Annotated in this window: 27 protein-coding genes, 1 tRNA gene and 1 pseudogene; 11 read left to right on the forward strand and 18 right to left on the reverse strand. The window is 60.1% G+C overall.

Annotation, left to right across the window (positions count from 1 at the left end; translation table 11 throughout):
• Positions 1 to 14: 14 nt before the first annotated feature.
• The 3 genes from M0D69_RS33980 to M0D69_RS33990 form a co-directional block, all read right to left on the reverse strand.
• Positions 15 to 509: an SRPBCC family protein gene (locus M0D69_RS33980; RefSeq protein WP_301786214.1), complete on the reverse strand. Its 495-nt coding sequence runs from the start codon at positions 507 to 509 to the stop codon at positions 15 to 17.
• Between the two features lie 46 nt (positions 510 to 555).
• Positions 556 to 966, reverse strand: coding sequence for an OsmC family protein (locus M0D69_RS33985; RefSeq protein ID WP_301786215.1), 411 nt, complete (start codon positions 964 to 966; stop codon positions 556 to 558).
• A 157-nt stretch (positions 967 to 1123) separates the two neighbouring features.
• Positions 1124 to 1996 carry a pirin family protein gene (locus tag M0D69_RS33990; protein WP_301786216.1) on the reverse strand — a complete coding sequence of 291 codons (873 nt, stop codon included), beginning with the start codon at positions 1994 to 1996 and terminating at the stop codon, positions 1124 to 1126.
• A 176-nt stretch (positions 1997 to 2172) separates the two neighbouring features.
• Here M0D69_RS33990 and M0D69_RS33995 point away from each other — a divergent pair, with 176 nt between their 5' ends.
• Complete coding sequence (locus M0D69_RS33995; protein ID WP_122174449.1) at positions 2173 to 3135, forward strand: LysR family transcriptional regulator; 963 nt, start codon at positions 2173 to 2175, stop codon at positions 3133 to 3135.
• Between the two features lie 368 nt (positions 3136 to 3503).
• On the opposite strand, the gene M0D69_RS34000 is transcribed toward M0D69_RS33995, so the two are convergent.
• The 8 genes from M0D69_RS34000 to M0D69_RS34035 form a co-directional block, all read right to left on the reverse strand.
• Complete coding sequence (locus M0D69_RS34000) at positions 3504 to 3929, reverse strand: biopolymer transporter ExbD (RefSeq protein ID WP_301786217.1); 426 nt, start codon at positions 3927 to 3929, stop codon at positions 3504 to 3506.
• 12 nt (positions 3930 to 3941) lie between these two features.
• Positions 3942 to 4718: a MotA/TolQ/ExbB proton channel family protein gene (locus M0D69_RS34005; RefSeq protein ID WP_301786218.1), complete on the reverse strand. Its 777-nt coding sequence runs from the start codon at positions 4716 to 4718 to the stop codon at positions 3942 to 3944.
• An 86-nt stretch (positions 4719 to 4804) separates the two neighbouring features.
• Positions 4805 to 5581 carry an energy transducer TonB gene (locus M0D69_RS34010; protein WP_301786219.1) on the reverse strand — a complete coding sequence of 259 codons (777 nt, stop codon included), beginning with the start codon at positions 5579 to 5581 and terminating at the stop codon, positions 4805 to 4807.
• Positions 5582 to 5901: 320 nt separating this feature from the next.
• Positions 5902 to 6138 (reverse strand): bacterioferritin-associated ferredoxin, encoded by a 237-nt coding sequence (locus tag M0D69_RS34015; protein WP_301786220.1) that lies wholly within the window; start codon positions 6136 to 6138, stop codon positions 5902 to 5904.
• Between the two features lie 246 nt (positions 6139 to 6384).
• Positions 6385 to 7287 carry a glutamate racemase gene (gene murI / locus M0D69_RS34020; RefSeq protein ID WP_301786221.1) on the reverse strand — a complete coding sequence of 301 codons (903 nt, stop codon included), beginning with the start codon at positions 7285 to 7287 and terminating at the stop codon, positions 6385 to 6387.
• Positions 7288 to 7300: 13 nt separating this feature from the next.
• Positions 7301 to 7777: a bacterioferritin gene (gene bfr / locus M0D69_RS34025; protein WP_301786222.1), complete on the reverse strand. Its 477-nt coding sequence runs from the start codon at positions 7775 to 7777 to the stop codon at positions 7301 to 7303.
• 213 nt (positions 7778 to 7990) lie between these two features.
• Positions 7991 to 9514 (reverse strand): fumarate hydratase, encoded by a 1524-nt coding sequence (locus M0D69_RS34030; protein WP_301786223.1) that lies wholly within the window; start codon positions 9512 to 9514, stop codon positions 7991 to 7993.
• Positions 9515 to 9605: 91 nt separating this feature from the next.
• Positions 9606 to 10145: a TIGR00645 family protein gene (locus M0D69_RS34035; RefSeq protein ID WP_301786236.1), complete on the reverse strand. Its 540-nt coding sequence runs from the start codon at positions 10143 to 10145 to the stop codon at positions 9606 to 9608.
• Between M0D69_RS34035 and M0D69_RS34040 the strand changes: the two genes are divergently transcribed.
• The 4 genes from M0D69_RS34040 (at position 10117) to M0D69_RS34055 (ending at position 15226) form a co-directional block, all read left to right on the forward strand.
• Positions 10117 to 10248: a hypothetical protein gene (locus M0D69_RS34040; RefSeq protein WP_301786239.1), complete on the forward strand. Its 132-nt coding sequence runs from the start codon at positions 10117 to 10119 to the stop codon at positions 10246 to 10248. The genes M0D69_RS34035 and M0D69_RS34040 overlap by 29 nt on opposite strands.
• 500 nt (positions 10249 to 10748) lie before the next feature.
• Positions 10749 to 12731 (forward strand): acetate--CoA ligase, encoded by a 1983-nt coding sequence (acs, locus tag M0D69_RS34045; protein ID WP_301786224.1) that lies wholly within the window; start codon positions 10749 to 10751, stop codon positions 12729 to 12731.
• Positions 12732 to 12864: 133 nt separating this feature from the next.
• Complete coding sequence (locus tag M0D69_RS34050; RefSeq protein ID WP_301786225.1) at positions 12865 to 13200, forward strand: DUF4212 domain-containing protein; 336 nt, start codon at positions 12865 to 12867, stop codon at positions 13198 to 13200.
• 7 nt (positions 13201 to 13207) lie between these two features.
• Positions 13208 to 15226 (forward strand): sodium:solute symporter family protein, encoded by a 2019-nt coding sequence (locus tag M0D69_RS34055; RefSeq protein ID WP_301786226.1) that lies wholly within the window; start codon positions 13208 to 13210, stop codon positions 15224 to 15226.
• Positions 15227 to 15340: 114 nt separating this feature from the next.
• Here M0D69_RS34055 and M0D69_RS34060 read toward each other — a convergent pair.
• The 4 genes from M0D69_RS34060 to M0D69_RS34075 all read right to left on the reverse strand — a co-directional run bounded on the left by M0D69_RS34060 (position 15341) and on the right by M0D69_RS34075 (position 18630).
• Positions 15341 to 15430 (reverse strand) — tRNA-Ser (locus M0D69_RS34060).
• A 323-nt stretch (positions 15431 to 15753) separates the two neighbouring features.
• Positions 15754 to 16170, reverse strand: a complete 417-nt coding sequence (locus tag M0D69_RS34065; protein ID WP_301786237.1) for a PIN domain-containing protein — start codon at positions 16168 to 16170, stop codon at positions 15754 to 15756.
• Positions 16157 to 16390, reverse strand: coding sequence for an AbrB/MazE/SpoVT family DNA-binding domain-containing protein (locus M0D69_RS34070; RefSeq protein ID WP_301786227.1), 234 nt, complete (start codon positions 16388 to 16390; stop codon positions 16157 to 16159). The genes M0D69_RS34065 and M0D69_RS34070 overlap by 14 nt, the downstream gene beginning before the upstream one ends.
• A gap of 62 nt (positions 16391 to 16452) precedes the next feature.
• A complete protein-coding gene (locus M0D69_RS34075) occupies positions 16453 to 18630 on the reverse strand; it encodes a malate synthase G (protein ID WP_301786228.1) in 2178 nt (725 codons plus the stop codon).
• A 364-nt stretch (positions 18631 to 18994) separates the two neighbouring features.
• Here M0D69_RS34075 and M0D69_RS34080 point away from each other — a divergent pair, with 364 nt between their 5' ends.
• Positions 18995 to 19699 (forward strand): glutathione S-transferase N-terminal domain-containing protein, encoded by a 705-nt coding sequence (locus tag M0D69_RS34080; RefSeq protein WP_301786229.1) that lies wholly within the window; start codon positions 18995 to 18997, stop codon positions 19697 to 19699.
• 209 nt (positions 19700 to 19908) lie between these two features.
• Here the strand turns inward: M0D69_RS34080 and M0D69_RS34085 are convergent, their stop codons facing one another.
• A complete protein-coding gene (locus M0D69_RS34085) occupies positions 19909 to 20559 on the reverse strand; it encodes an autotransporter outer membrane beta-barrel domain-containing protein (protein WP_301786238.1) in 651 nt (216 codons plus the stop codon).
• Between M0D69_RS34085 and M0D69_RS34090 the strand changes: the two are divergent.
• From M0D69_RS34090 to M0D69_RS34105, 4 genes and pseudogenes are all read left to right on the forward strand, one after another.
• Positions 20509 to 20781: pseudogene (locus M0D69_RS34090) on the forward strand (cytochrome c-type biogenesis CcmF C-terminal domain-containing protein); the annotation flags it as partial. The gene M0D69_RS34085 and the pseudogene M0D69_RS34090 overlap by 51 nt on opposite strands.
• On the forward strand, positions 20778 to 21299 hold the full coding sequence (locus M0D69_RS34095) for a DsbE family thiol:disulfide interchange protein (RefSeq protein ID WP_367619798.1): 522 nt from the start codon (positions 20778 to 20780) through the stop codon (positions 21297 to 21299). The pseudogene M0D69_RS34090 and the gene M0D69_RS34095, both read left to right, overlap by 4 nt.
• A 5-nt stretch (positions 21300 to 21304) precedes the next feature.
• Positions 21305 to 21955, forward strand: coding sequence for a cytochrome c-type biogenesis protein CcmH (locus tag M0D69_RS34100; protein WP_301786230.1), 651 nt, complete (start codon positions 21305 to 21307; stop codon positions 21953 to 21955).
• 194 nt (positions 21956 to 22149) lie between these two features.
• Entirely contained in the window at positions 22150 to 22887 is a 738-nt protein-coding gene (locus tag M0D69_RS34105) for a ribonuclease HI family protein (RefSeq protein ID WP_301786231.1), read from the forward strand.
• Here the strand turns inward: M0D69_RS34105 and M0D69_RS34110 are convergent.
• Both M0D69_RS34110 and M0D69_RS34115 read right to left on the reverse strand, forming a co-directional pair.
• A complete protein-coding gene (locus M0D69_RS34110; RefSeq protein ID WP_301786232.1) occupies positions 22827 to 23558 on the reverse strand; it encodes an SDR family oxidoreductase in 732 nt (243 codons plus the stop codon). The genes M0D69_RS34105 and M0D69_RS34110 overlap by 61 nt on opposite strands.
• A gap of 799 nt (positions 23559 to 24357) precedes the next feature.
• Positions 24358 to 24699, reverse strand: coding sequence for an SHOCT domain-containing protein (locus tag M0D69_RS34115; protein WP_301786233.1), 342 nt, complete (start codon positions 24697 to 24699; stop codon positions 24358 to 24360).
• A 1048-nt stretch (positions 24700 to 25747) separates the two neighbouring features.
• Between M0D69_RS34115 and M0D69_RS34120 the strand changes: the two genes are divergently transcribed.
• The coding region (locus M0D69_RS34120; RefSeq protein ID WP_301786234.1) for a LysR substrate-binding domain-containing protein at positions 25748 to 26446 on the forward strand (699 nt) is incomplete at its 3' end.

Below are 26446 nucleotides of genomic sequence, written 5' to 3' on the forward strand. Positions count from 1 at the left end.
AACATGATTGCGCTTTAGTGCAACGGACCTTCGAGTGTGCTGCCGTGAGCGAACTGCCGGATCAGCCGGACGGTGTCGATATCCGCTTCCCGATACGCCGACTTCACAATCTCTTGTGTCTGCAGCGCGTCGGCGCTGGCCTGGGGATCGTCGGCGACGGGCAGGGTGGTGGCGTAGGTGAAGCGCAGGAACAACTGAAGCTCGTCCGGTTGCTCGATCGCCATGGTCAGCGAGCCGCCCACGTACTCGGCGGTCGGCAGGATGTCGTAGCGCACGCTGCTTTCGGGGATGAGCGTCACGCGATCCCGCACGATAGCCTGACCGTAGTGCAATTCGCGTTCGAGCACGTCGCCGTCGCGTGACAGGATCGCGCATCGATCCAGGCCGATCACGAACAGTTGCGGCTGTTCCGCGCGCAGCACGAGTCCGTGCCAGACCTGTTCACGGGTCATCGATTCCACGAATGGATTGAGCGGGTCGTTGATCTGGATGAGGTGTTCGAAATTCAAAACGACAGTTTCCTTGGGTTGTTCGATTAGCCGGCCATCGCGAGGGTCAAGCGGGCGTAAGGCCCGAATGAATCATGATCGTGCCGCTGAGAATCTTGTGCACGGGACACGCATTCGCGATTTGCAAGAGCCGTTCCCGCTGGGTGGTGTCGAGCTCCCCGGTCAGCAGGATCTGGCGGTCGATCACGGTGCCTTCGGGCGTGGTGTCCAGGGTGAGCGTCACGTGCACCGCTTCGAGCGGCCACGCCTTGTGCTTGGCATACATCCTCAGCGTGACCGACGTGCATGCGCCCAGGCTCGACAGCAACAAGCTGTGGGGAGTCGGGCCGGTATCTGCGCCACCGTGCGTGGACGGTTCGTCGGCGAACCATTCATGCTGGCCGTCGCTCAGCGAAACCTGGAAATCCGTTGCACCAATACTGGCGCTGATAGGCGGCGTCACAAACTTTTCGGACATGCAGTACTCCAGGGCTGAGTGATTGGCGCACGGCATCGAATGAAAAAGCAGACAATAAAACGGCGCGGCACGAATGACTATTGTGACGCAAATAGTGTCATTCGTGCCGCGCCGGTGAAACGAGCACGGTCTGACCGCTCAATGGCGGCGAGCCTGCTTAGTGGTTGATCGTACCCATCCGCCCCGCCTGATAGTCGACCACGGCTTGCCGGATCTCATCTTCCGTGTTCATCACGAACGGGCCATAGCGCACTACTGGCTCCTTCAGCGGCACGCCGCCGAGCAGCAGCAATTCGAGCGGCTCGTCGCCTGCGGCGAACGTCACCGTGTCGCCATCGTTCGCGAACACGATCATCTGCCGCGCACCCACGGCTTGCTTTGCCTCGCCATACAGGCCAACGCCCGACAACGCATAACCGAACACGCGAAAGTCGCGCGGCACCGGATGCACGATCGACGCGCCCGGTTCCAGCGAAAAGTGCTGGTAAAGAATCGGCGTACGCGTTTCGATAGCCGCCTTCACGCCCAGCGCTTCGCCCGCGATCACTTTCACGCGCACACGGCCGTCGTCGCTTGTCGCAACCGGAATGTGCTCCGACGCAATTTCCTGATAATGCGGCGGAATCATCTTGTCGCGCTTGGGCAGGTTCACCCAAAGCTGCAAGCCGTGCACGCGGCCGCCGGTGCGCGTGAATTCCGGATCGGGCATTTCGCTGTGGACGACGCCTGCTCCGGCCGTCATCCACTGCACGTCGCCCTGACGCAGCGTGCCGGAATGTCCTGCCGAATCCTTGTGGCCGAACTGGCCCTCGAGCGCATACGTCACGGTTTCAAACCCGCGATGCGGATGATCGGGCGCGCCTTTAGCCTCGCCGGGCGCGTAGTCGACGGGTCCCATTTCATCAAGCAGCAGGAAAGGGTCGAAGTCCATCAAAAGCCGCGTGGGGAACGGGCGATGCACGACAAAACCGCCGCCCTCCACGGTGCGGAGCGCCGGAACAGTGCGTTCGATACTGCGTGTAGTGTCCATTTTGTCCTCGCGTGCGGCCGTTGTGACCGATGCAACAAGTAGGGCGCCGTTGGGTCATTAGCGCCAAATTTAAAACATAGCGCTATTATATGGATCGAATTTCGGGGAAAAAGCCGTCCCTCCGCAATGGATTGTCCCACCTGTGAGACAACCAAGAACCGAGTAGAACTGACCGCATGAAACCTGACTCGCACGACCTCAATGACCTGATGTACTTCTCGTATGTCGTCGAGCACGGTGGTTTCTCGGCGGCGGAACGCGTGCTGGGCATCTCCAAGTCGCGTTTGTCGCGACGGGTGTCGGAACTCGAAACCTCTCTCGGCGTGCGGCTGATGCAGCGCTCCACGCGCAAGCTTGCCTTGACGGAGGCCGGCCAGCTCTTCTACCAGCATTGCCAGGCGATGCTCGCCGAGGCGCAAGCCGCCGTCGATATCGTGCATAGCCTGCGCGATTCGCCGCGCGGCAGTGTGCGAGTCAGCGTGCCGGTGACTTTGGCGCAGACGTTTTTATCGGCGGTAATGCCGGACTTTCTGCATCGATACCCCGAGGTTCGGGTGATCATGAGCGTGACGAATCGCGTGATCGATCTGTTCGAGGACGCTATCGACGTCGCGTTGCGCGTGCGCTCCGAGCCGCCCGTCAATTCAACGATCGTCGCGCGGCCGCTGTGGCGCACCGAACAGATGCTGGTCGCCGCGCCTTCACTGCTCAAGCCGAACGCGCCGCCGCTCACGCCGTCGGAACTGGCGCAATTCGATACCATCGATACCCCGTCCGGCGACGGTCGCCACGTTTTCCGGCTGATCGCACCCGACGGCACGCGTCACGAATTCGAGCACGAACCGCGCCTTGTCACGGCCGATCTCGGGATGATCCGCGAAGCCGTGATGCGCGGCGTGGGTATCGCGGCGTTGCCGGAGATGATGTACGGCGCTGCGCTGCGCACCGGCCAGATGTCACCGGTCATGCCCGGCTGGACGTTTCCGACACCGCAGCTCTATGCGGTGTTTTTATCGCGGCAGGGCATGGTGCCAGCCATTCGCGCATTCGTGGATTTTCTGGTGGAGTCGATCAATGACAGCAATCGCTTCCCGGGAGAATGTCCTCTCCAAGTAGAGCCCGCTCGCGAAACAGTGTGACTAATCGCGGCGAATCAATAAGTTTCTGACATTGAAGCGTGCGCTTGCGATGGTCAGATTCAATCGCCACGCGCTTGAACGCGCTGTACCCGGGCGCTATGATGAAATCTCTTCGCTAAGGAGCTGCTTATGCGAAAACTCACGGCCACTTTTATAGTAGGCCTGATAGGGCTAATAGCGCTGTCCGTGTCGAGCACGGCTGTCGCATGTGGCGATACTGCGAGTTCGAGCTACTCGAGTCCAAAGTAACCGCTAGCCCGAATGTGCCGGCGCGCACACAAAAAAAGGCCTTCATCACTGCGATGAAGGCCTTTTACTTTGGGGTCTTGCGAATGACGCTTGGCGTAAGTTCGCGTAAGTAAGTCAGCTTACTTGCCGCCCGCCTTAGGCTCGGTAACAAAGCCAATCTTCGATAACCCGCCACCTTGTGCAGCCGACATGACATCGGCGACGCGCTCATACGGCACCTTGCGGTCCGCGCGCAAACGCAATTCCGGCTGAGGTGTCTGCTTCGAGGCGTCGGCTATGCGCGCCTGCAGGGCGGCGTCGTCGACCTTCTGGTCGTTCCAGAGCACCGTGCCGTCCGCTTCGACGGCAACGTCCACATGCGCCGGTTTGGTGTCCTGCGGTTGGCTGCTCGCTTTCGGCAAATCGATCTTGACCGCATGATTGATCGCGGGAATGGTCACGAGAAAGATGATCAGCAGAACCAACATGACATCGACGAGCGGCGTCATGTTGATCTCGCTCATCATGCCGTCGTCCTCGTCGCTGGAGAAAGGGCTCATGGCCATGGCGACGTCCCCTTAGCTCGCACGCGATGCAGGCTGGGTGGCACCGGAAACCGATCCCGAAGCGACGCCAGTGGCCAAGCGCAAGCCATCTCCGCGCTTGCTCGACGCCAGCTTGGTGCCCGTGACGAAGAACGCATGCAGGCCGTGCGCGAAGCGGTTCAGCTTCGTGACAATGCCCTTGTTCCAGCGGGTCAGTGCGTTATATCCGAGCACCGCCGGAATCGCAACGAACAGGCCGAAGGCCGTCATGATCAGCGACTCGCCAACCGGTCCCGCGACTTGATCGATGGAAGTCTGGCCCGTCGCGCCGATGGTCAGCAGCGCGTGATAAATCCCCCACACGGTGCCGAACAAACCGACGAACGGCGCGGTGCTGCCGATCGACGCGAGCACGGCGAGCCCCGTCTGCATGCGTCCCACGCCTTCGTCCATGGTGTCCTTCAGGCAGCGCGTGATCCAGTCCGACACGTCCATGCGGTCGTGCAGATGCGGTTGCGTCTGATGGTGGTGATCGGCGGCATCCTGGCCGGAGAGGGCGAGCGCAAGGAACGGGTTGTCCTGCGCGTTCAAAGAATGGCTGCTCAGCTTCTTGATGCCATCGGCGAAATCGTCCGAATGCCAGAACGCCTGCTCCGCGTTTTTCGTGAGGCGTTTCAAGCGCAGCACGTTCAGGCCTTTCACCAGGATCACTGTCCACGACAGAATCGACATGATCGCCAGCGCCAGCGCGATACCCCGCGTGACGAAATCCCCTTGCGCCCAGACATGCGCCAAGCCGTAGTTTTGCATTGCAGTTCCTGTGTAGATATCTAGAAATCAGGTCGAATTTTTTTAGTGTCTATTCAGCGTTCGTTGGACCGGTCTCGACCGTTGCACTAGTCGTTCAGCCCGAATACGAACGGCTGGGAATACGCGGCGCGGATGGCCACTCCGTTTTCCTTATAGGGCTTGCATGCGCTCGAGCGCATGGCGTCGAGCGCGGCGTCATCCAGCCGCGACGAGCCGCTGCTCTTCTTCAGTTCGATGTTCTCGATCTTCCCCGTCAGCCCGACGACGAACTTCACCAGCGCCGCTCCGGATTCACCGCGACGTCGCGACAACGCCGGGTAGTCCGGCATCGCGATGTTGCATTCGAGATGCGCGACGTCCTTTGGCGCGTCAAGAGCCATCGTCGGGCGCCCGATAGCCGGTGCGGCGGCGGCCGGCGCTGCCGCACCGGGCGGCGTAGGCGGAGCGGGAGCGGGCTCCAGCGCAGCCGCTGCAACAGGCGAGGGCGCTGTGGTTTCCGGCAACGGTGTCGGCGCGGCTTTCAGGCGCGGCTGAATAACGGGCTTGGGTTTTGGTACGGGCTTCGGTGGTACCGGTTTCGGCGGCGGAGGCACGGGCGTCGACTGAATTGCCGCGGGAGCCGCGACCGGTTGCGGCGGCGCGAGGCTGATCAGTTCGGCGGTGATCGTCTTCGATTTGATCGGGCGCGACGGCGGTTCGTTACGCAAGGTAAGCGCGACGACGAGCAGGCCCACGTGAATCGCCACCACGGCGACGCTCGCGGCAATCACGCGCGGATTGATGCCTGAGGATTCGGTCGAAGGGAAGGCGTGAGCGCTAAGCGCCGCAGCCGAGTTGCCGGGCGAGATCTGGGGAGACGGCATATTAGCGTGGTTGTACGGTGGCGACACCGTACGAATAGCCAAAGCCCATGCAGCATGTGAGACTGGAGGACTTCATTTTCGGAAGATGAGCAGAGAAATAAACAGCGTGGTCACAAAACCGATCAGCAATTCCATCATTCCCTCCTTGGATGGGGGTTGGCGGGCTGGCTCGATGTGACCTGGCTTGCGGGCGGAGAAGCGTGGACTTCGGTGTCAACCATGATGACGCACGGTGACTGGCGCGAAAGCCGTCTACGTGGCCAGATGGCAGCGTAGCGACGACTTGCGCCAAACAAATCCCCGTCGATCTTGGAGCGTACTTACGCGGCCTTGCGTTCGTAGAACGTCAGCGGCACGGCCTGATGCTGGTCGCCTCGCATGTTGCAATGCGAGGCGCAACCGCTTTGCAACATGACGTCGCGTACAGTTTCCTCGCACTTGCCGCAGCACAAGGCAACACCCAGTTCGAATTGCAGTTCGTCAAAGGTAGATGCGCCATCGGCAATCGACGCGCGAATCTTTCTATCCGACACTGACTTGCACACACAGACGATCATGGTCAACCGCGATAGCTAACGTTAATGCGAATTATTATCATTCCTTATGCGAAAGTTGGCAATAGCGGTGAACGGTTTTTTTCGGTGTGCGGCGAACGGGAAAAGGGGACGGGGTGCGAAGCCTTGTCGCAGAAGGAAGCCGCTTTATGTAAAGAACTGAAACCGCGTGCGCGGAAGGGGTTTTTTCAGCCGATAACGCGGTTTTTTGTGGCCTGGAGGCGATCAGGCCGGTCTTGGGGCGTGGTCTCAGACCGGATCGGATTCCAGCGCCCGGGTGCGCCGCGACGGGATCACGACGTGTTCCACGGTGACATCCAAACCGAGCAGCGACGCCGCGAGCTGTCGCAGAGCCAAACCGTCGTTGGTGGAGTAAAAGCGCGGCAATTCGATTGCCTGAGCTTGGGCAGGCGCCGCGCGCAGACCAAACGAATCCAGTTGCCGTTCGAGTTGCCGCGCTATCGCGACACTCGTATCGACCAGCTTGAGCCGGTCGCCGGCAATAGAGCGGATGGCTTCATCGAGAAAGGGGTAGTGCGTGCAGCCGAGAACGAGCGTGTCGGCGTTGGCGTCGAGCATGGGTTGCACGTAGCTTCGCAGCAGAGCCAGGAGTTCGGGTGAGTCCGTGTCGCACCGTTCCACCGCCTGCACAAGGCCGTGCCCCGGCTGAAGGATAAAGCGGCAATCGCTGGCATGGCGCTCGGCCAGCGCCTGAAACCGCGCGCTGCGCAGCGTGACGGCGGTAGCCAGCACGCCCACCACGCGCGTTTGCGATGAGAGCGACGCGGGTTTGATGCCTGGTTCCACGCCGATCACGGGAACGGCCAAGCGTTCGCGGGTTTGAGCGATGGACTGCGAGGTCGCCGTGTTGCATGCGACCACCAGCGCCTTCGCGCCCTGCGATACCAGCCATTCGCCGATCGCGAGCGTCCGGTCGGCGATAAAGTCGTCGTCGCGTTCACCGTACGGCGCGTATAGCGAATCCGCGGCGTAGATCAGCCGTTCGTCCGGCAAGGCGGCACGTACCGCGCGCAAGACGGACAAACCGCCAAGGCCCGAATCGAAAATGCCGACGGGCGCGTCCGAACCGAGCGCTTCGGCAGAGGCACTGACCGCGGGGCTAAACGATGAACGAAGGGCGTCGAAGGGCATTGTGGCCGGTAGCTTACTCGTTTTCGCCCATCATGGTTTGCTGATAGTTCTGGATGCCGACCTTCGCAATCAGATCGATCTGCGTTTCCAGCCAGTCGATGTGCTCTTCCGTATCGTCGAGAATCTTCACGAAGATCTCACGCGAGATGAAATCGCGAACCGATTCGCAATAGGCGATAGCTTCCTTGCACGTGCTCTGCGAAATCTGTTCGAGCTTCAAGTCGCACTTAAGGATTTCTTCGGTCTCTTCACCAATCAGCAGCTTGTGCAGGTCCTGAAGGTTCGGCAGGCCGTCGAGCATGAAAATACGCTGGATCAGCCAGTCGGCATGTTTCATCTCGCCGATCGACTCGTCGTATTCGTGTTTGCCAAGCTTCTCCAGCCCCCAGTGCTTGTACATGCGCGCATGCAGGAAGTACTGGTTGATCGCAGTCAACTCGTTTTTCAGCTGCTGGTTGAGGTATTCGAGGGCTTTGATGTCGCCTTGCATGTTAGTTCCTTGTGTGGGCGTTTCAGCTTTTCAAACATAACCGCTCAGGTTTAAAAAGCCAAGATGAAAAATGGTGTTTTCCCCGCCATTTGGCGGAGATTTCGTATTTCCGCGCGCTGGAATGAGAATGAAAACAGTTCTCTACTCGACCGCCCGAAAATGAAAGAGCCGGGCGCGTGGCCCGGCTCTTTTTCGTATTGCTAAGACGGTAGTTTAAACCGTCGCGACCGGAATCTTGCCGATCTTTGCTTGCCATTCCTTCGGTCCGGTCTGATGCACGGAGGTCCCGGTCGAATCGACTGCAACGGTCACCGGCATATCCTGCACGTCGAATTCGTAGATGGCTTCCATGCCCAGATCTTCGAACGCGATGACCTTCGCGCCGCGAATCGCCTTCGACACGAGGTACGCCGCGCCGCCCACTGCCATCATGTACGCGGCCCTGTGCTTCTTGATGGCTTCGATAGCCGTCGGGCCACGTTCAGCCTTGCCGATCATAGAAATCAAGCCGGTCTGCGACAGCATCATGTCGGTGAACTTGTCCATGCGCGTAGCCGTGGTCGGACCCGCCGGGCCGACCACTTCCTCACGCACCGGGTCGACCGGGCCGACGTAGTAGATCACGCGATTCGTGAAGTCGACGGGCAGCTTCTCGCCTTTGGCGAGCATATCGGCGATACGTTTGTGCGCAGCGTCGCGTCCCGTCAGCATCTTGCCCGACAGCAGCAGCGTCTGGCCCGGCTTCCATGCGGCGACCTGTTCCTTTGTCAGCGTGTTCAGGTCCACGCGCTGGCTCGTTTCCGTGTTCGCGACCCATTCGACCTTCGGCCATGCGTCAAGCGAAGGCACGTCGAGTTTCGCCACGCCGGAACCGTCGAGCGTGAAATGCGCGTGACGCGTCGCGGCGCAGTTCGGAATGATCGCGATGGGTTTCGATGCCGCGTGCGTCGGCGCGGCCATGATCTTCACATCGAGCACGGTTGCGAGGCCGCCGAGACCCTGTGCGCCGATGCCGAGCGCGTTGACCTTCTCGTGCAACTCCACGCGCAGCTCTTCGATCCAGTCCTGCGGTCCGCGTGCGATGACATCCTGGATATCGATAGCGTCCATCAGCGATTCCTTCGCCATGACCATCGCTTTCTCCGCCGTCCCGCCGATACCGATACCGAGCATGCCGGGCGGGCACCAGCCGGCGCCCATCAGCGGTACGGTTTTCAGCACCCAGTCGACGATAGAATCCGACGGGTTCAGCATCGCGAATTTCGTCTTGTTTTCCGAGCCGCCGCCTTTGGCCGCGATCTGGACATCGACTTTATTGCCGGGAACGATCTCGTAGTGGATCACGGCCGGCGTGTTGTCCTTCGTATTCTGGCGCACGCCTTCGGGCGGGCTCACGATCGATGCGCGCAGCACGTTGTCCGGGTTCAGATAACCGCGGCGCACGCCTTCGTTGATCATATCCGTGACGCCCATGGTCGCACCGTCCCACCGCACGTCCATGCCCACCTTCACAAACACGGTGACGATGCCCGTGTCCTGACAAATCGGCCGATGGCCTTCCGCGCACATGCGGCTGTTCGTCAGGATCTGCGCGATGGCGTCTTTCGCGGCCGGGCTCTCTTCGAGTTCGTACGCGCGGCCGAGCGCCTGGATGTAGTCGAGCGGATGGTAATAGCTGATGTGCTGCAGCGAATCAGCGATGCTCTGAATCAGGTCTTCCTGCTTGATGATAGTCATGGCTTGAACGTGTGGGGACGGGACGTTATCGGGACTTCATGGGTACTTTCATCGGCGCTTTGCAAAGCGCTCGCTTGGAGCTGCTGCGTGCTTATTCGTGTGCCTTCGCGGGCGTGCCGGAGGGTTCGAGAAAATGCTCCGGATGCGCGTGCGTGGTCAGGCGGTCGACCCACGCCATGATCAGCGCCGACGCAAGGAACGCCACGTGAATCAGTACCTGCCACATCACCGCGTGTTCCGAGTACTGGTCCGGGTTGATGAAGGTTTTCAGCAGATGGATGGACGAAATGCTGATGAGCGCCATTGAAAGCTTCACCTTGAGCACACCGGCATTCACGTGATCGAGCCATTCCGGCTGGTCGGGATGGCCTTCCACGCCGAGCCGTGAGACGAAGGTTTCGTAACCGCCCACGATCACCATGATGAGCAGGTTGGAGATCATCACCACGTCGATCAGGCCGAGGACGACCAGCATGATGTTGGTTTCGTCGAGCGTCGTCATGTGGGTGACGAGGTGCCAGACTTCCTTCAGGAACAATACGACGTACACGCCTTGCGCCACGATCAGGCCCAGATACAGCGGCACCTGGAGCCAGCGGCTCATGAAAATGACAGTGGGAAGCGGCTTCATTGAAGGGCGGGGAGGACGGGTGCCGGGGATGTTCGGGGATGCGGACATGAGCGGTGCGCCGGGTCGTGGGGAGTTGGTCGGATCGGGTAAAAGCGTCGGGTAGGCGCGAGAAAGCGGGTTTTTGCGTCAAATTTTGCGAAAGTCCGACATTGTAGCGCGATGAGGTCGGTCATTTGCGGGTCAACCCGTAGGTGGGGCCCCTAATCGGACAAGGGCTGGTACACCAGCAGCATGGCTGCGGCGAGCCAAAGCGCGTAACGATTCAAGCTGGAATCCGGACGGCGAGTTCAGTTAACATGACGTAGCGTGTCGTGAAGCGTGCGATTGCGTTACGCGTTTGTGACGTTTGTGTCACCGGATACGTGTATACCCCGTGGTCATCGGGCGGATTGCGTAAGTAGCGGGTAAGGCACGCGGCTTATCTTCGCGATACAACACCGGGCAGCGTATGCTGCGCGGCATCGAACGGTCATGCACAACGGCAGGCGACACGGCACAACACCTGGCGCCGCGTGTGTCGTCCACGCCGAAAAGACATAGCGGCTTCGGAGCCGGACTCCGGCGTCGCTGCTTTCAGATTCACCATCAAAGAAGGGGTTGTCGATGTCTGCGATTGAATCCGTACTCCAGGAACGCCGTATTTTCCCGCCCTCTGCCAAAGCGTCGGCAGGAGCAGCGATCTCTGGCATGGACGCGTACAAGGCTTTGACGTCCGAAGCCGAACGCGATTACGAAGGCTTCTGGGCGCGGCTCGCACGCGAAACCCTTAGCTGGCACAAGCCGTTCGAAACCGTCCTCGACGAATCGAATCCGCCGTTCTACAAGTGGTTCGAGGACGGCGAAATCAACGCGTCGTATAACTGCATCGACCGTCACGTGGAAGCGGGTAACGGCGCGAAGAACGCAATCATCTTCGAAGCCGATGACGGCGCCGTCGTGAACGTCACGTACCAGGACCTGCTGCAGCGCGTGTGCCGCTTCGCCAATGCGTTGAAGAAACGCGGCGTCAAGAAGGGCGACCGCGTGGTGATCTACATGCCGATGTCGATTGAAGGCGTGGTCGCCATGCAAGCCTGCGCGCGCATAGGGGCGACGCACTCGGTCGTGTTCGGCGGGTTTTCATCGAAGTCGCTTAACGAACGGCTCGTGGACGTGGGCGCGGTCGCGCTCATCACCGCCGACGAACAAATGCGCGGCGGCAAGGCGCTGCCGCTCAAGAGCATCGCCGATGAAGCTATCGCTGCCGGCGGCTGCGAAGCGGTCAAGAGCGTGATCGTGTACAAGCGCACGGGCGGCAAGACGCAATGGCACGAAGGCCGCGATCTGTGGATGCACGAGCTCGTCGAGCATGAAGCCGATACGTGCGAGCCGGAATGGGTGAGCGCCGAACATCCGCTGTTCATCTTGTACACGTCCGGTTCCACGGGCAAGCCGAAGGGCGTGCAGCACAGCACCGGCGGCTTCTTGCTGTGGGCCGCGCAGACCATGAAGTGGACCTTCGACGCCAAGCCCGACGATGTGTTCTGGTGCACGGCCGACATCGGCTGGATCACGGGGCATAGCTACATTGCTTACGGCCCAACCGCGATCGGCGCGACCCAGGTCGTGTTCGAAGGCGTGCCGACGTACCCGCACGCCGGGCGCTTCTGGGACATGATCGCGAAGCACAAGGTCACGATTTTCTACACCGCGCCGACGGCGATCCGCTCGCTGATCAAAGCCGCTGAAGCCGACGCGAAGATCCATCCGAAGAGCTTCGATTTGTCGTCGCTGCGCATTCTCGGCACGGTCGGCGAGCCGATCAATCCTGAGGCGTGGATGTGGTATCACGAGAACGTGGGCGGCGGCGTGTGTCCTATCGTCGACACGTGGTGGCAGACCGAAACCGGCGGCCATATGATCACGCCGCTGCCGGGCGCGACGCCACTGGTGCCGGGTTCCTGCACGCTGCCGCTACCGGGCATCATGGCGGCGGTCGTCGATGAAACCGGTCAGGACGTGCCGAACGGGCAGGGCGGGATCCTGGTCATCAAGCGGCCGTGGCCGTCGGCGCTACGCAACGTGTGGGGAGATCCGGATCGCTACAAGAAGAGTTACTTCCCCGAAGAACTCGGCGGCAAGTTGTACCTTGCCGGCGATGGCGCCGTGCGCGACAAGGAGACGGGCTACTTCACGATCATGGGCCGTATCGACGACGTGCTGAACGTCTCCGGGCATCGGCTTGGAACGATGGAGATCGAGTCGGCGCTGGTGTCGAATCCGATCGTGGCGGAAGCGGCCGTGGTCGGCCGTCCCGACGATACAACCGGCGAAGCCGTGGTCGCATTCGTGGTGCTGAAGCGCTCGCGTCCGGAAGGCGAAGAGGGCAAGCAGATTGCCAGCGAACTGCGCGCGTGGGTGGCGAAGGAGATCGGTCCGATCGCGAAACCGAAGGAAATCCGTTTCGGCGATAACCTCCCCAAGACGCGCTCGGGCAAGATCATGCGGCGTTTGCTGCGTTCGCTGGCGAAGGGCGAAGCGATCACGCAGGATGTATCGACACTCGAGAATCCCGCGATCCTCGATCAACTCGGCGAAGTGCGCTGAATTTGTTTTAGTACTATTCGGCTGGAAACTTGGCTAGAACGGCTCCCTGTTTCAGGGAGCCGTTTTTATATAGCGAGGCCGGAAAGATGTCGATCCCGATTGCCGCGTTTTAAAGCATTTGGTAGATAAGCACATGTCTTCGATTCCATCGCCTGCGAGTCCTCCCGAACCACCGCCCGTCACGGAGGCGATGGCGCGTGCGCATCAGTTGTACTGGCGAACGAACCTTGTGTTGATATCGGTGCTGATGCTGATCGGGCTCGTGGTCTCGTTCGGCATTCCCCTCATGGCAACGCGTCTCGCCAGCCTGCGTTTCGCCGGTTTTCCGCTGCCGTTCTACTTCGGCGCGCAGGGCGCGATCCTGGTGTATGTCGTGTTGATCGTCGCGTATATCGTGCTGATGCAGCTCGCCGATGCCCGTCTGCAACGCGCTCTCGCCGCGCTTGTCGTCGTCAAGCCCGAGCAATGAATCGCCGATGAAGCTCACCCATCGCCTCATCCGGGCCTACACGCTTTATACGCTCGGCTTCTTCCTGTTCATCTACGTGATGACGCGGATCGAGCGCGTGACCGGGCCGGGGACGTGGATCGGCTATGTGTTCCTGTTCGTGCCGATAGCCGTGTACGCCGTGATCGGCTTGTTGTCGCGGACGTCGGATCTGGTCGAGTATTACGTTGCCGGGCGGCGCGTGCCGTCCGCGTTCAACGGCATGGCCACCGCGGCGGACTGGTTATCGGCGGCGTCGTTTATCGGGCTGGCCGGGTCTATCTATGCAACCGGTTACGACGGTCTTGCCTACATGATGGGCTGGACCGGCGGGTACTGCCTTGTTGCGTTCCTGCTCGCGCCCTACGTTCGCAAGCTCGCTCGCTACACCATCCCCGACTTCCTCGGCACGCGCTTTTCGAGCAACCTCGTGCGCGGCATCGCGGCGTTCGCGGCCATCTTGTGTTCCTTCGTTTATCTCGTCGCGCAGATCCAGGGCATCGGGCTGATTGCGTCGCGGTTTATCGGTATCGATTTCGCTATCGGGATCTTCTGCGGGCTCGCCGGCATTCTCGTGTGCTCGTTTCTGGGCGGCATGCGTGCGGTGACGTGGACGCAAGTCGCGCAGTACATCATTCTGATCAGCGCCATGCTGATTCCCGTCTCGATGATCGCGCATCGCGAAGGGCTTGGCTGGTTGCCGCAGCTTTCATACGGGCACTTGCTTGAACGCGTGCAAGTGCTCGAGCGCACGATTGAACGTTCGCCAGAAGAAGCCAAGGTCCGCGACGATTACCGGCGTCAGGCGCAGCAGATCCAGGCGCAGATTGACGAGTTGCCGGCGTCGTTTCACACGGAGCAGGCGAGGTTGCAGGGAGAGATCGCGGACTTGCGCCGGCACAACGGGCCGTTGCGCGATATCAGCGAGCGTGAGCGTGAACTTGGGTCGTTCCCCAAGACACCCGCCGAGGCGAACGTTCAATGGAGCCGCGCTCGCGATGCGATGCTCGAACGCGCCGCGCCACCGGTGCCGATGGCCGAAGCGTTCCCCCCGTCCGACGATGAAAACGCGCGGCTGCATCGACGGAATTTTTTGTCGCTGCTGCTGTGTCTGTCGTTGGGGACGGCTAGCTTGCCGCATATTCTGACGCGCTATAACACGACGACGTCGGTGGCTTCCGCGCGGCGTTCGGTCGGCTGGACGCTGTTTTTTGTCGCGCTGTTTTATCTGAGCGTGCCCGTGCTCGCGGTGCTGATCAAGTACGAGATGCTGACGGGAATTGTTGGGCACAAATTCGCCGATTTGCCGGCGTGGGTCATGCAATGGCGCAAGGTGGAGCCGTATCTGATTCGTATCGGCGATGTGAACGGTGACGGCATTGTGCGCTGGTCCGGGATCCAGATGCAGCCGGATATGGTGGTGCTCGCCGCGCCGGAGATCGCGGGGCTGCCGTATGTGATGTCGGGGTTGATTGCGGCGGGTGCGTTGGCGGCGGCGCTTTCCACCGCCGATGGTCTGCTGCTGACCATTGCCAACGCGCTCTCGCACGATGTCTATTACTGCATGGTCGATAAGACCGCGAGCAGTCAGCGCAGGGTAACCATATCGAAGATATTGCTGTTGGGCGTGGCGTTGTTTGCTTCGTATGTGGCGTCGCTTAATACCGGGAACATCTTGTTTTTGGTGGGAGCGGCGTTTTCGTTGGCGGCTTCCAGTTTGTTTCCCGTGCTGGTGCTGGGCGTGTTCTGGAAGCGGACGACGAAGCACGGGGCGGTCGCGGGGATGCTGGCGGGCTTGAGCGTGTGCATCTATTACATCGTGTCGACGTATCCGTATTTCACGCAGATGACGGGGTTCTCCGGCGCAAGGTGGTTCGGGATCGAGTCGATCAGTTCGGGGGTGTTCGGGGTGCCGGCGGGGTTCGTGGTCGCGGTGGGGGTGAGTCTTTTCGACCGGAAACCGGATGCGTATACGAGGGCGTTGGTGGATTACATCCGGCATCCGTGAGGCGGTATTAGTCAAAATATTCTGACTTTTCGGCGCGGCGGAAAACAAAAAACCCGCGTCGGCACAAGGCTCGATGCGGGTTTCGGGTGCTGCTCAACAATGCGAAACGTATTCTGGCGGAGAGACGGGGATTCGAACCCCGGTTAGGTTTGACCCTAAACACGCTTTCCAGGCGTGCGACTTAAACCGCTCATCCATCTCTCCAGCAAGTCGCGGATTATAGCAAACTCGCGCGTCTGTGCCAGCCCCCTTGTGGAGAAGACATTCACGACGGGCGGATACGCACAAAAACGTTGATGAGTGGCGATGCGGCTTGAGATTGCCTTCGGCAAGAGCGCGGAACCCTGGCTAGCTCATCAGGCCACGCTTGATCTTTGGCAGGAGGATCAAAAGAAGGGCGCGCTGGATGCCCAGAAGTAAAAATGAGGCCGCACCAGTACGCAGTGAAGTGGTTGGTGCATTGGACGTGGTCGTGAAACGCGCACGATGCGCCGACAGTCCGTCTAAAAAAATGTTGAAACGAGCAATCACAATCCAGTCCCAACAAACGGATTAACAATCCGCAACCTCTCCTCGATAACCAGCCCATCATGCATGTCCTCGGAGTAGAGGACTTCACATTCGGCGAGCAACGCCGCGGCTGCAATCATCGAGTCATAGACCGACAGGCCGTATCTCTCTGAAAGGCGTCGGCCGGTATCGTGAGTTTCCTCGGTCAGTGGCTCGGTCGTACAAACGGCGCGAATCGCGTCCAGCACATCGTTTGTTTCACTCCATGACATGGTCAGCTTGCGCCGGGTCACGTTAGCGACCTCGTTCAGCACTTGAACGCTGATGACACCGCCTTCTGCCATCAAACCCTCAGCGCGGTCTGCTTTGACCGCATCGCTGGAAAGAAGGTACAGCGCCACGTTGCTGTCCAGGAATACCTTAGCCATTGCGATTGGCGTCATCGCGGCTAAAGGTGAAGTCGGCAGGTAATCGGCCACGGTACTGGCGCAACCGCTGCAGCAAGTCACGCCCGGTCGGTTTTTTCTTGATCTGGAATTCCCGCGCACCGGCGATGACAACTTCCACGTCGTCGCCTTCGTGCAATTCGAGCGCTTCCACTACCGCTGCAGGAAGGCGGATCGCAAGACTATTACCCCACTTGGATACTTGCATGATTGCCTCGTTAGATATACGTTTTTACATTGTATATCCAACGAGCGTCAGGCTACTGACTTTCAACTGCGATGCTGTTTAACCTCCAGCCGGAACTTATGAAGCAAAGGTTCCGTATATCCACTAGGTTGCGCACGCCCCTCAAACACCAGCGCCTTAGCCGCCTTAAAAGCCAGCGAAGTTTCAAAGTGGCCGGCCATCGGCTGGTAATGCGGGTCGTTGGCGTTCTGCGTATCAACGACCTTCGCCATGCGCTCGAACGTCTCGTTCACCAGCGCTTCCGACACCACTCCGTGATGCAGCCAGTTCGCGATATGCTGACTCGATATCCGCAGCGTCGCGCGGTCTTCCATCAGCCCGACATCGTGGATATCCGGTACCTTCGAACACCCCACGCCCTGATCGATCCACCGCACCACGTAACCGAGAATCCCCTGCGCGTTGTTCTCGATCTCCTGGCGAATTTCCTCATCCGACCACTGCGCCTTTTCAACGACAGGAATCGTCAGCAGTCCATTCAGCAGTTCATCGCGAGCGCTGGCGTAACTGGTTTTCTCCATCTCCTGCTGCACGGCTTGCACATCGACCTGGTGGTAATGCAGCGCATGCAGCGTTGCTGCGGTCGGCGAGGGCACCCACGCCGTATTCGCACCCGCTTTCGGATGAGCAATTTTCTGCTCGAGCATGGCGTGCATCAGGTCGGGCATCGCCCACATGCCCTTGCCGATCTGTGCACGCCCACGCAGCCCTGAGCTAAGTCCCGCCAGCACGTTATTGCGCTCATAAGCCGTGATCCACGCCGACGACTTCATGTCGCCCTTGCGCATCATCGGGCCAGCTTCCATCGCGCTGTGCATCTCGTCGCCGGTGCGGTCGAGGAAGCCCGTGTTGATGAACGCCACCCGCGCCGATGCCACCGCAATGCACGCCTGCAGGTTGACGCTCGTGCGCCGTTCCTCGTCCATGATGCCCATCTTGATGGTGTAACGCGGCAGGCCGAGCAGGTCCTCAACGCGTCCGAACAGCTCATCGGAGAAAGCGACTTCCGCCGGGCCGTGCATCTTCGGCTTCACGATGTAAATCGATCCCGTGCGCGAATTGAGCTTGTTCTTGAGGTCGTGCATGGCGCCGAGCGACGTCATCACGGCGTCGAGAATGCCTTCGGGAATCTCGTGCCCATCGCGATCGACGACAGCCGGATTCGTCATCAGATGCCCGACGTTACGGATGAACAGCAGCGAGCGGCCATGCAGCTTGACGGTCGAACCATCGGGCGCGGTGTATTCGCGGTCGGCGTTCAGGCGGCGCGTGAAGGTCTTGCCGTTCTTCGTGACTTCCTCCGCCAGATCGCCTTTCATCAGGCCGGTCCAGTTGCGGTAGAGCTGGACCTTGTCGGCGGCATCGACGGCTGCGACTGAATCCTCGCAATCGATGATTGTCGAAACGGCCGCCTCCATGAGCACGTCCTTCACATGCGCGGCATCGGTCTTGCCGATGGAATCCGTCGCGTCGATCTGGATCTCGAAGTGCAGGCCGTGATGCTTGAGCAGCACCGCAGACGGCGAGCCGGCATCGCCCTGGAAACCGATGAACTGATCGGGAGACTTCAACGCCGACGTGCTGTTTTTCAACGTCACGGCAAGCTTGCCGCCTTCGACGCGATACGCGGTGGCATCGACATGAGAACCGTTGGCGAGCGGCGCGGTTTCATCAAGAAATGCGCGAGCGCGTGCAATCACGCGCGCACCGCGAGCCGGGTTGAACTGCGCGGTCCGGTGCGCGCCGTCGGTGTCGGGGATTGCGTCGGTGCCGTAGAGCGCGTCATACAAGCTGCCCCAGCGCGCGTTCGCCGCGTTGAGCGCGTAGCGCTGGTTCGACAGCGGCACAACGAGTTGCGGCCCGGCTTGCCCGGCGATTTCCGTATCGACGTTCTGGGTCGTCGCCTGCACCGCGCCGCTCGCCGGCACGATGTAACCGATACCTTCCAGAAACGCGCGATACGCTTTCAAATCCCGCACCGGTCCCGGATTCTTTCGATGCCACTGGTCCAGTTCCGTCTGCAGCCGATCACGCTCGGCGAGCAGCGCGCGGTTCTTCGGCGCGAGATCGTGGACGAGGGCATCGAAGCCTTTCCAGAACGCTTCGCTATCGATGCCAACGCCCGACAACGCTTCTTCATCGACGTACTGGCTGAGCTCGGCTGCAACCTGCAATCCGTTTCGCTTGATCATTTGACTCATGGGTAACTCCAGCTCTGTTTGTATTCGTTGCCGTTCAGCACATTCAGCATTGTAGTTGCGATGTTAACGCTTCTTTATCCGATCGATTTGGCGGCGGCGCGGCACGAGCACCGCGGGTTCGGCGGCCGGGGCGTCGCTGAAGGCTAAATGAAGCCTTCAGCGACGCCCTTCAGCGCCATTTGACCCATGGCTGCGGAAGGTCGCTTCGAGCCTCACTGCCTATTAGGTTATCCGCCGGTTACCCGGGCAAAAAGACAAGCGCCGCGGGAATGTCTATATTTGTCGTCCTGTGCGCCGAACTCGACCCGAAAACCTATCGCCGAGGCGTCAACGATCTCCCTCATGCACCAGGATAAGGATAACCATGACCGATTTGTCCGCTTTCCCCATCACAGCAAAATGGCCCGCGCAGTTTCCCGACCGGATTCAGCTTTATTCGCTGCCGACGCCAAACGGCGTCAAGGTATCGGTCATGCTCGAGGAGACCGGCTTGCCGTACGAGCCGCATCTGGTCAGCTTCGAAACCAACGACCAGATGTCGCCGGCGTTTTTATCGCTGAATCCCAATAACAAGATTCCCGCGATCCTCGACCCCAATGGCCCCGATGGCAAACCGCTGGCCTTGTTCGAATCCGGCGCGATCCTGCTCTATCTCGCCGACAAAACTGGCCAGTTCATCCCGCAAGACGCCGCCAGCCGCTACGAGACGATCCAGTGGGTCATGTTCCAGATGGGTGGTATTGGTCCGATGTTTGGCCAGGTCGGTTTTTTCCACAAGTTCGCCGGCAGGGAATATGAAGACAAGCGGCCGCGCGACCGTTACGTAGCCGAATCGAAGCGTCTGCTTGGCGTGGTCGACCAGCGGCTGGCCGGTCGCAAGTGGATCATGGGCGATGACTACACGATTGCCGATATGGCAAGCTTTCCGTGGATCCGCAACCTGGTCGGTTTTTACGAAGCGGGCGATCTGGTGGGTATCGAAAATTTTCCGAACGTGAAACGCGCACTGGACGCGTTCGTCGCGCGGCCGGCGGTGGTCAGAGGCCTGAATATTCCGAAGCGGGGCTGAGGGGGCTCGAAGGCGTGCGGCCGGCGGGGACGATCCGGCCCAGGCGGGAAACCTGTCCGGCAGCCGGACGTCGGAAACCAAGGCCATAAACCGATCAGTTCGCCGCGCAAGCCGTGGGCAGATCGACGTAATCGCCGGCTTTCAACTCCATCGCCGTAAGGCGGGCGCGCCGGATCGTGCATCCGCCGCCGCAGCAGCAGCTATCGACATCACCACGCGTACTTGACTCCAGGGCGCACGATGTACTCGTGATAGCTCTGCGCTCCCCACGCGCCGCTCACAGTGCTCCAGGCCATCCAGCGTTTTCCGAGATCGCGGTTCACGCCCAGCTTCACCTGGTATCGATTGGCGGGATAAAGACTGCCCTTGGGCAGCTCATTGAATGAAACGGTGCTGCTGGTGTTCGTGTGCCACCAGTTAGCCGCCACGTAGAACTGCGCCTTCTTGCCGGCACTACGCTGCACGGTGCGCTGCAGCCGTAGTCCAAGCCGGGTGATAACGCCGCTGGAATTGGCTCCGTCCACCTGAGTGCCGTTAGGCTCGTTAAGCGAATCCTCCCGATAGTCAACGGAGATGAGCTGGCCCTGTGGCACGACCACCCAATCGCCTCTTCGAGGGAGGGCATAGTCCACCTCGCTGGATACCGCCCAGCCATGGGCGTAGTACTTCACCGTGGGCAGCTCGTCGCCCTCGACGTTGTTGTTGAACCACCCGTACTGCATCCAGGTATCGGCGTAGACGCCCGATCGGCTTTCTTCGTTCTGGTACCAGGTTGCATAGGCGCCGACGCTGTAGCCTTCGACGTCGCACTCGGCGATGCAGCCGATAACAGCAACACCGCCTGGACCGTGCGCGTGCAGATCAAACCGTTCGTCGACTGGATCTGGGCGAGATGTTTGTTGATGGCGTTTGGCAGAGTGTTGGCCGCGAGCGACCGGCGGTATCGGCTGGCCGTGCGTGAGCGGCGGGAGGCTGCATCGGGTGCTGCTCACGTGCGCATTCGAACTCAAGCGGCTATCGCGGCGGCTAATGTGAAGGAGACACGGGTGAAGGAGACACGGGTGAAGGAGACGAGATCATGAAACGCTTTCTGCTTCCGCTGATTCTTTTCGCAGGCTTGAGCGTGGTGCTGGCGGCGTCGCTGTCGAACGACCCGAGACGCCTGCCGTCGACGTTCATCGGCAAGCAAGCGCCCACCTTCGATCTGCCGCGTCTCGATGCCGCCGACCGGCGTCTGTCGCCCGAAGCGTTGCGCGGGCAGGTGTGGGTGATGAACGTGTGGGCGTCGTGGTGCGAGTCGTGCCGCGATGAACATGCGTCGCTGGTAGCGCTCGCAGGCAAGAATATCGTGCCGATCTACGGGCTCGATTACAAGGGTGAGCCGGCCGCGGCGCAACAGCGGCTCAAGCAGGCGGGCAACCCGTATATCGCATCGATGGTGGACCGCTCGGGGCAGACGGCTATCGACTATGGCGCGTATGGCGTGCCGGAGACGTTTGTCGTCGACCGGCGTGGTGTGACGCTTCAAACGCTCGGGACCGCTGACGCAAACCGCACTCGACACGCAAATCCTGCCGCTCGTACGCAGGCTCCAGGGTGAGAGCGATGATGAATAGGATCGTGGTCGCGTTGTGCTGCGCGTTAGCGACGGGTGTGGCCGGCGCGGCGGCCAGGTCCGGTGTCGTGGTGATTGTCGAGGCCAATGTCAGCGATCAGGGAATGGCTAACTCGCCTGCTGACGCGCGGGTTCAAAGCAACGTTCGAACCCAATTTGACGCGAGCCCGAGCACCGGAATCATCGCGACTGCAAGCGTCAACCCGGCACTTACCGCTCGCATCCGCCGCCTCGAATCGAGCTTTCGCTGTCTTATGTGCCAGAACGAAACCATCGCGGATTCAACAGCCGATCTCGCCGCCGATCTCCGCCTGAATATTCACGAGCAAGTCGAGCAGGGCGCAACCGATGCGCAGATTCGCGACTACATGGCGATCCTGTGCGCAGCTGTGCCGCTGATGCAGCGTGAAATCCCAGCCGATGCACCTAAAGCTCGCGCGCTGACGGTCTCGCTGTATCGGCGGGAATTGGCCGATGCCGATCTGCACGCGGGCGCGTTGTCGGAAGATCAGCGTGCGACGTTACGCAGCGATATCGAACGGCGCGTGCTCATGGATACCGCCGCCGCACCTTCGCTCACACGAAGGTCTGATTCGCCATCAATCCAGCCGACACGCTGTCGGCCTACCCGCAGGTCGTAGTGGAAGCACGTATTGTTTCGACATCGGGTGGGGATGATCTGACCGGACGAAGTGATGCGAAGGGGGCGGAGAGCCGGCACGCGAGTGTGGTGATTGCGGCGCCATCGCTATAGGCGTTTTGCCTGTCACCCCCAATTTCCGAACCCACCGCAAAAACTTGTTAAGCTCGGCTTTCGATCACTTCAATTCCCGGTATGTTCGAGTTCGAAGAGCTATTTTTAATTGCCTACAAGAAGGAACGTGCGACAAGCCGGCGCTTGTCGAAGCTCACCTCACTCTCCGCGCACGCTGCTTTGACGCAGACGCTGGAAAAATCCGCCGGCATGCAGACGCTTGCTGAGCTCGTGAGCGCCCGGCATCGGGAACGGGCCGCAGCAGAGCAGGCGCTAACCCAGCGCGAACAAGAACGTGCTGCCGCTCGCGCGGCCAGAAAGCCGCAACCGGCCGCCCGCGACGCCCTTGCATGGCACGCCTGGTTCGACGGCTCGGCGCATCCGAATCCGGGCAAGATCGGCATTGGTGGCGTGCTGGAAAGCCCGGACGGCGAAGTCGTGAAAATCAGTGCGCTCGCCGGTCACGGCGATAGCTGCGAGGCCGAATATCTTGCGCTGATCGCGGTGCTGGAAGCGGCGTTATCGCGAACACCAATGCCAGATAAGCTCGTGATCCACGGCGACAGCCAAGTCGTGATCGAAGACGTGCTTCGCGACGAAGCCAGCGGTGCGGCCGGGCTCAGTTCCTACGCAACGCAGGCGCGCCATTTAATCGCCCAGCTCGCCGATGTCCGTCTCCAGTGGATTCCACGCGCCCGCAACGCAGCCGCCGATGCGCTTTCGCAGCACGCAATCCACGGCGGTACCGAGGCAAACGCTCAAGACAAATCGCGTACGTCCATCACCGGTGCGTCGCCGAACGTGTCGCTCAACGCGTAGTCGAGCACTTTGCGGGCGGCATCGGCGGGTGTCGAAAGCTGGCCGTTGCGTTTGAGTTCATCGAATTTTTCCCGCAACGGAAAGCGCTCCAGGCCCGTGCCGCGAATCTCGGCTTGCATGTCCGTATCGACGACACCCGGCGCCACGCTGCACACCCGCAACGCCCGTTTGTTATCCAGCGCGACCGCGCGCGCGTGATGATCGAGCGCCGCCTTCGTCGCGCAATAAATGCTCCAGCCGGGATACGCGTTACGCGCTGCGCCACTCGAAACATGCACGATCCGTCGCTCGTCGGACGCCGTGCTTGCCGCAGCCACCGCGGCTGACAACATCAACGGCGCGGCGACGTTGAGGCTCACCGCGCGGCCGATCGCGTTCACATCCTGCCCTTCGATTCCACCTACCGGCTGCAACATCCCGGCGTTGTTGATCAACAGCACGGTATGCGCACCATCGATAAACCGGGCAAGCGTTTCAGTCCCAAGCCACGCGCCGAGCGTTGCGGGATTGGCGAGGTCGAGTTCAACTTCCTGCAGCAGAGCTGAACCGGGAGCATTGCTGCGTGTCCGCGATACCCCGAGCACCGCGATGCCGCGTGACAGCATGAGGTCGGCCAGCGCCGCGCCGAGGCCGCGTGTATGACCGGTGAGAATCGCCTTGATATTGTTCATGTCCGCACAATCCGGGGATAAAAGTCAAGACAGAAAGTTACCACGAGTGCCTGACAGTTCACGCCATATGTCCGCCGAGACAAATGCATCGGAATACGAAACGATAGACATAGAAAACGTATCCAATCAAGCGAACAATTGACGCCAATCAAAAGATAACGCCGCGATCCCTCCAGCGCGCGCGAATTTCCAACCTCGGCCTTCATCTCGAAAAGCTGAACGCTGTATGTGCAAGCCTTGGTCACACATTTTCAGAGGGTGCTGGGATAATCGCGACTTCCCATGCATCGGACTCCTTCATTAACGAATCATTCGCACCGGTTTTCTGGTATCGCCTATGAGATAAGCACGTCGCGAGCGGTTCAGATCCATGGAAGCACCGTCCAACCTTATCGAGAATTCCCATGACTCCACATCCGTCGGGTACGTCGCAGACGCGCTCGTTCACGACCGTTTTCCTGATCGAAATATAGAAATATCCGTCCCTGCCTTTCCTAGAATGGCTTCGTCGCACCGAGCAGATTTTTGTGTACCTTCCTGTGTCCCTTCAACGCAAAGCGATGCCGGCTTCGCAGCTTCGCGTGCCATAGCTTTGACTCGGTTGATTCTGTTAAAAAAATCGCCGCATCCTGGGCGAGAAAATCGACCTATCAGATTGGCCTACAAGCCGCTCGTGAGCGTCGGTTACGCGCACATGTGTAACGTGACATAAGGCGCACACGAGCCCGAATCGCGCGGTTTCGGCTCGTGTGCGGGCTATACGTAGGCGTCAAGTTGGAGGATAGCGCGTCGCCGGGTATCACATCGCTTTCAAGATATCCGCACGCTTGGAGTCGTATTCTTCCTTGCTGATCAAGCCGCGTTTATAAAGGTCGCTTAGATCGGCCAGCTTTCGTGATGTGGTGCCCCCCGCGTTTGGTGAATCAGCAACCCGTGACGGACAGGCGTTCGCGCACAGGTGCATGGCGTCGGTGCACTGGTGTTGAGCCATAAGCGGAAAGAGCGTGAACTTTCCGAGACATTCGGAATAGTTCGCCGTGCAGGATTGAGCGCAAGCCGCATCAATCTTGCTGGTATCAATGTCCGAAACGCTTGCACAACCAGCCAGAAGGAACGTTAGGAGCAGCGTCTTGTTCTTCATTAATTGTCCCGAGGGTACATGTACCCAAAGGCGCCTACGACCGTCGTCAACGAGGCGCGATCTACTAAGTGACGCTGAACGCTCTACAACTGATTCGGAGCGTCGAGATAAGTGTAAAGGGTCACCCCAAACCTTGGGACTTTTTGTTCTGACGCAACTTCGGCGTGCTTGAGACTGTCGCGGCAGCTGGGTTCGCCCCGTCCCGGTCGGTCACGTTTCCGAAGAGCGAACGTCCAACGATCGACATGTGCGGGACCAGCTTGTCAGTTGCCGTGTGTGGGATCGGAGGGCCGGTCAATGCAGCGAATGTGTGAGTATCACCTTGCGTTACCCTGAAACTGCTTTGATCTAGTGTACTCAACTAGTTGTTCTAATGACTTCGTCCGGATGCGGCCACCGAGTGGCTCGCGGATTTCCCATCCGCCTGACTTTTGCATAAGTCGGTAGCCAAAATGTCCAAGAGTTTTCGAGCATTCATCAATTGCTCGGTTACTCTCTGCTCCGTGCAAAGTCACGTGTTGATGTGCCGGGATTCGAACCGGCCTAAACGGTTTTGCAGGCCGTCGTCATTCCTTTTAATTCAATTATTTACCGCGATTAACCATCCATATTAACCGTTCCGCATATAGCAGCCGACACCGCGCGTTGCCTTCGAAAGACCGTAGTCGACCGAGGCTGTGTCAAAACTCAAGAACACCAGGTTTCGGGAGGTCGTTTTACCCCTCCGGGAGGGGCACGAAGCCCGTATGAGCGTTCTGACAAGCCGACTTTAGCCAAGTCGTAGCACTACGCGTATTGACACAGCCTCGACCCGTTCCAGACAGTCGTGAACGACCGCTATCTGGAAGCCGGACATCGCGGCGACGGGCGCACGGCCGAGAACCTGGGCACGGTCCTCGCCGAGCTTTCCCAAGGTAACTACCTCATGCTTCGTCACAAGAGCCGCAAAACGGCCCGGAGAGGCCCCCTCAATTCCGGAATAAATTTGCCCATGATCATGCATGATCTATTCCTTAGTTAGATGACCCATTCCCCGTAGGAGGATCGGATGGATCGGCTCGAAGGCATCAAGATATTCGTGCGCGTCGTAGAAAGCGGGAGCTTTTCAGCGGTTGCGCGTGAGCTTGGGACAGGGCAGCCGGCGATCAGCAAACAGGTTGCCGCGCTCGAAGAACATCTCGGTGCGCAGCTTCTTATGCGCACCTCCCGCAGCCTGAGCCTGACCGAGGCCGGGCGCGACTTCTACGAATCTGCCGTACGACTCATCAGCGATCTCGAGGCAGCGGAATCCCGCATCGGTTCGGGACAGGTCTCGCCGTCCGGCGTGGTGCGTGTCAGCGCCGCGCCCGCCTTCTCTCGACTCTATGTCGTGCCGCAACTCCCTGCGTTCCGCGTTCGCTATCCCAAGGTCGTTGTCGAGTCGCTCGTCTCCGAGCGGACGATCAATCTCGTTGACGAGGGCATCGACCTCGCCATTCGCAATGGCGCCCTTGCGGACTCTAGCCTTATCGCGCGCAAGATCGGCGAGTTCGCCCTCGTCGCCGTAGCGTCTGCGGACTATCTGGAACGCAGAGGAGTGCCGAAGCGACCGAGCGATCTCGACCGCCACGACGGCGTGTTTTTTGTCTCACGGGATGGACCGCGACCCTGGACCTTCGCCAGCCGCGCCGGGGTGGTATCCCATCAGGCGGGGGCATCATTTCGCACCAATGATGGCGAAGAGCAACGCGCCGCGGTCCTTGCCGGC

It is taken from the genome of Caballeronia sp. SEWSISQ10-4 2 (genome assembly GCF_030464885.1).
Taxonomy (GTDB): Bacteria; Pseudomonadota; Gammaproteobacteria; order Burkholderiales; family Burkholderiaceae; genus Caballeronia.

Excerpts from the sequence above, each read along its gene's own strand:
- M0D69_RS34015 (WP_301786220.1), bottom strand. The coding sequence starts at position 6,138 with ATGATCGTCTGTGTGTGCAAGTCAGTGTCGGATAGAAAGATTCGCGCG.
- M0D69_RS34115 (WP_301786233.1), bottom strand. The coding sequence starts at position 24,699 with ATGAAGAACAAGACGCTGCTCCTAACGTTCCTTCTGGCTGGTTGTGCA.
- M0D69_RS34095 (WP_367619798.1), top strand. The coding sequence starts at position 20,778 with ATGAAACGCTTTCTGCTTCCGCTGATTCTTTTCGCAGGCTTGAGCGTG.
- M0D69_RS34050 (WP_301786225.1), top strand. The coding sequence starts at position 12,865 with ATGTCTTCGATTCCATCGCCTGCGAGTCCTCCCGAACCACCGCCCGTC.
- M0D69_RS34030 (WP_301786223.1), bottom strand. The coding sequence starts at position 9,514 with ATGACTATCATCAAGCAGGAAGACCTGATTCAGAGCATCGCTGATTCG.
- M0D69_RS33985 (WP_301786215.1), bottom strand. The coding sequence starts at position 966 with ATGTCCGAAAAGTTTGTGACGCCGCCTATCAGCGCCAGTATTGGTGCA.
- M0D69_RS33990 (WP_301786216.1), bottom strand. The coding sequence starts at position 1,996 with ATGGACACTACACGCAGTATCGAACGCACTGTTCCGGCGCTCCGCACC.
- M0D69_RS34010 (WP_301786219.1), bottom strand. The coding sequence starts at position 5,581 with ATGCCGTCTCCCCAGATCTCGCCCGGCAACTCGGCTGCGGCGCTTAGC.
- bfr (WP_301786222.1), bottom strand. The coding sequence starts at position 7,777 with ATGCAAGGCGACATCAAAGCCCTCGAATACCTCAACCAGCAGCTGAAA.
- M0D69_RS33995 (WP_122174449.1), top strand. The coding sequence starts at position 2,173 with ATGAAACCTGACTCGCACGACCTCAATGACCTGATGTACTTCTCGTAT.
- murI (WP_301786221.1), bottom strand. The coding sequence starts at position 7,287 with ATGCCCTTCGACGCCCTTCGTTCATCGTTTAGCCCCGCGGTCAGTGCC.
- M0D69_RS34100 (WP_301786230.1), top strand. The coding sequence starts at position 21,305 with ATGATGAATAGGATCGTGGTCGCGTTGTGCTGCGCGTTAGCGACGGGT.
- M0D69_RS34035 (WP_301786236.1), bottom strand. The coding sequence starts at position 10,145 with ATGAAGCCGCTTCCCACTGTCATTTTCATGAGCCGCTGGCTCCAGGTG.
- M0D69_RS34070 (WP_301786227.1), bottom strand. The coding sequence starts at position 16,390 with ATGCAAGTATCCAAGTGGGGTAATAGTCTTGCGATCCGCCTTCCTGCA.
- M0D69_RS34000 (WP_301786217.1), bottom strand. The coding sequence starts at position 3,929 with ATGGCCATGAGCCCTTTCTCCAGCGACGAGGACGACGGCATGATGAGC.
- M0D69_RS34110 (WP_301786232.1), bottom strand. The coding sequence starts at position 23,558 with ATGAACAATATCAAGGCGATTCTCACCGGTCATACACGCGGCCTCGGC.
- M0D69_RS34080 (WP_301786229.1), top strand. The coding sequence starts at position 18,995 with ATGACCGATTTGTCCGCTTTCCCCATCACAGCAAAATGGCCCGCGCAG.
- M0D69_RS34005 (WP_301786218.1), bottom strand. The coding sequence starts at position 4,718 with ATGCAAAACTACGGCTTGGCGCATGTCTGGGCGCAAGGGGATTTCGTC.
- M0D69_RS34055 (WP_301786226.1), top strand. The coding sequence starts at position 13,208 with ATGAAGCTCACCCATCGCCTCATCCGGGCCTACACGCTTTATACGCTC.
- M0D69_RS34040 (WP_301786239.1), top strand. The coding sequence starts at position 10,117 with ATGAAAATGACAGTGGGAAGCGGCTTCATTGAAGGGCGGGGAGGACGG.
- M0D69_RS34105 (WP_301786231.1), top strand. The coding sequence starts at position 22,150 with ATGTTCGAGTTCGAAGAGCTATTTTTAATTGCCTACAAGAAGGAACGT.
- M0D69_RS34075 (WP_301786228.1), bottom strand. The coding sequence starts at position 18,630 with ATGAGTCAAATGATCAAGCGAAACGGATTGCAGGTTGCAGCCGAGCTC.
- acs (WP_301786224.1), top strand. The coding sequence starts at position 10,749 with ATGTCTGCGATTGAATCCGTACTCCAGGAACGCCGTATTTTCCCGCCC.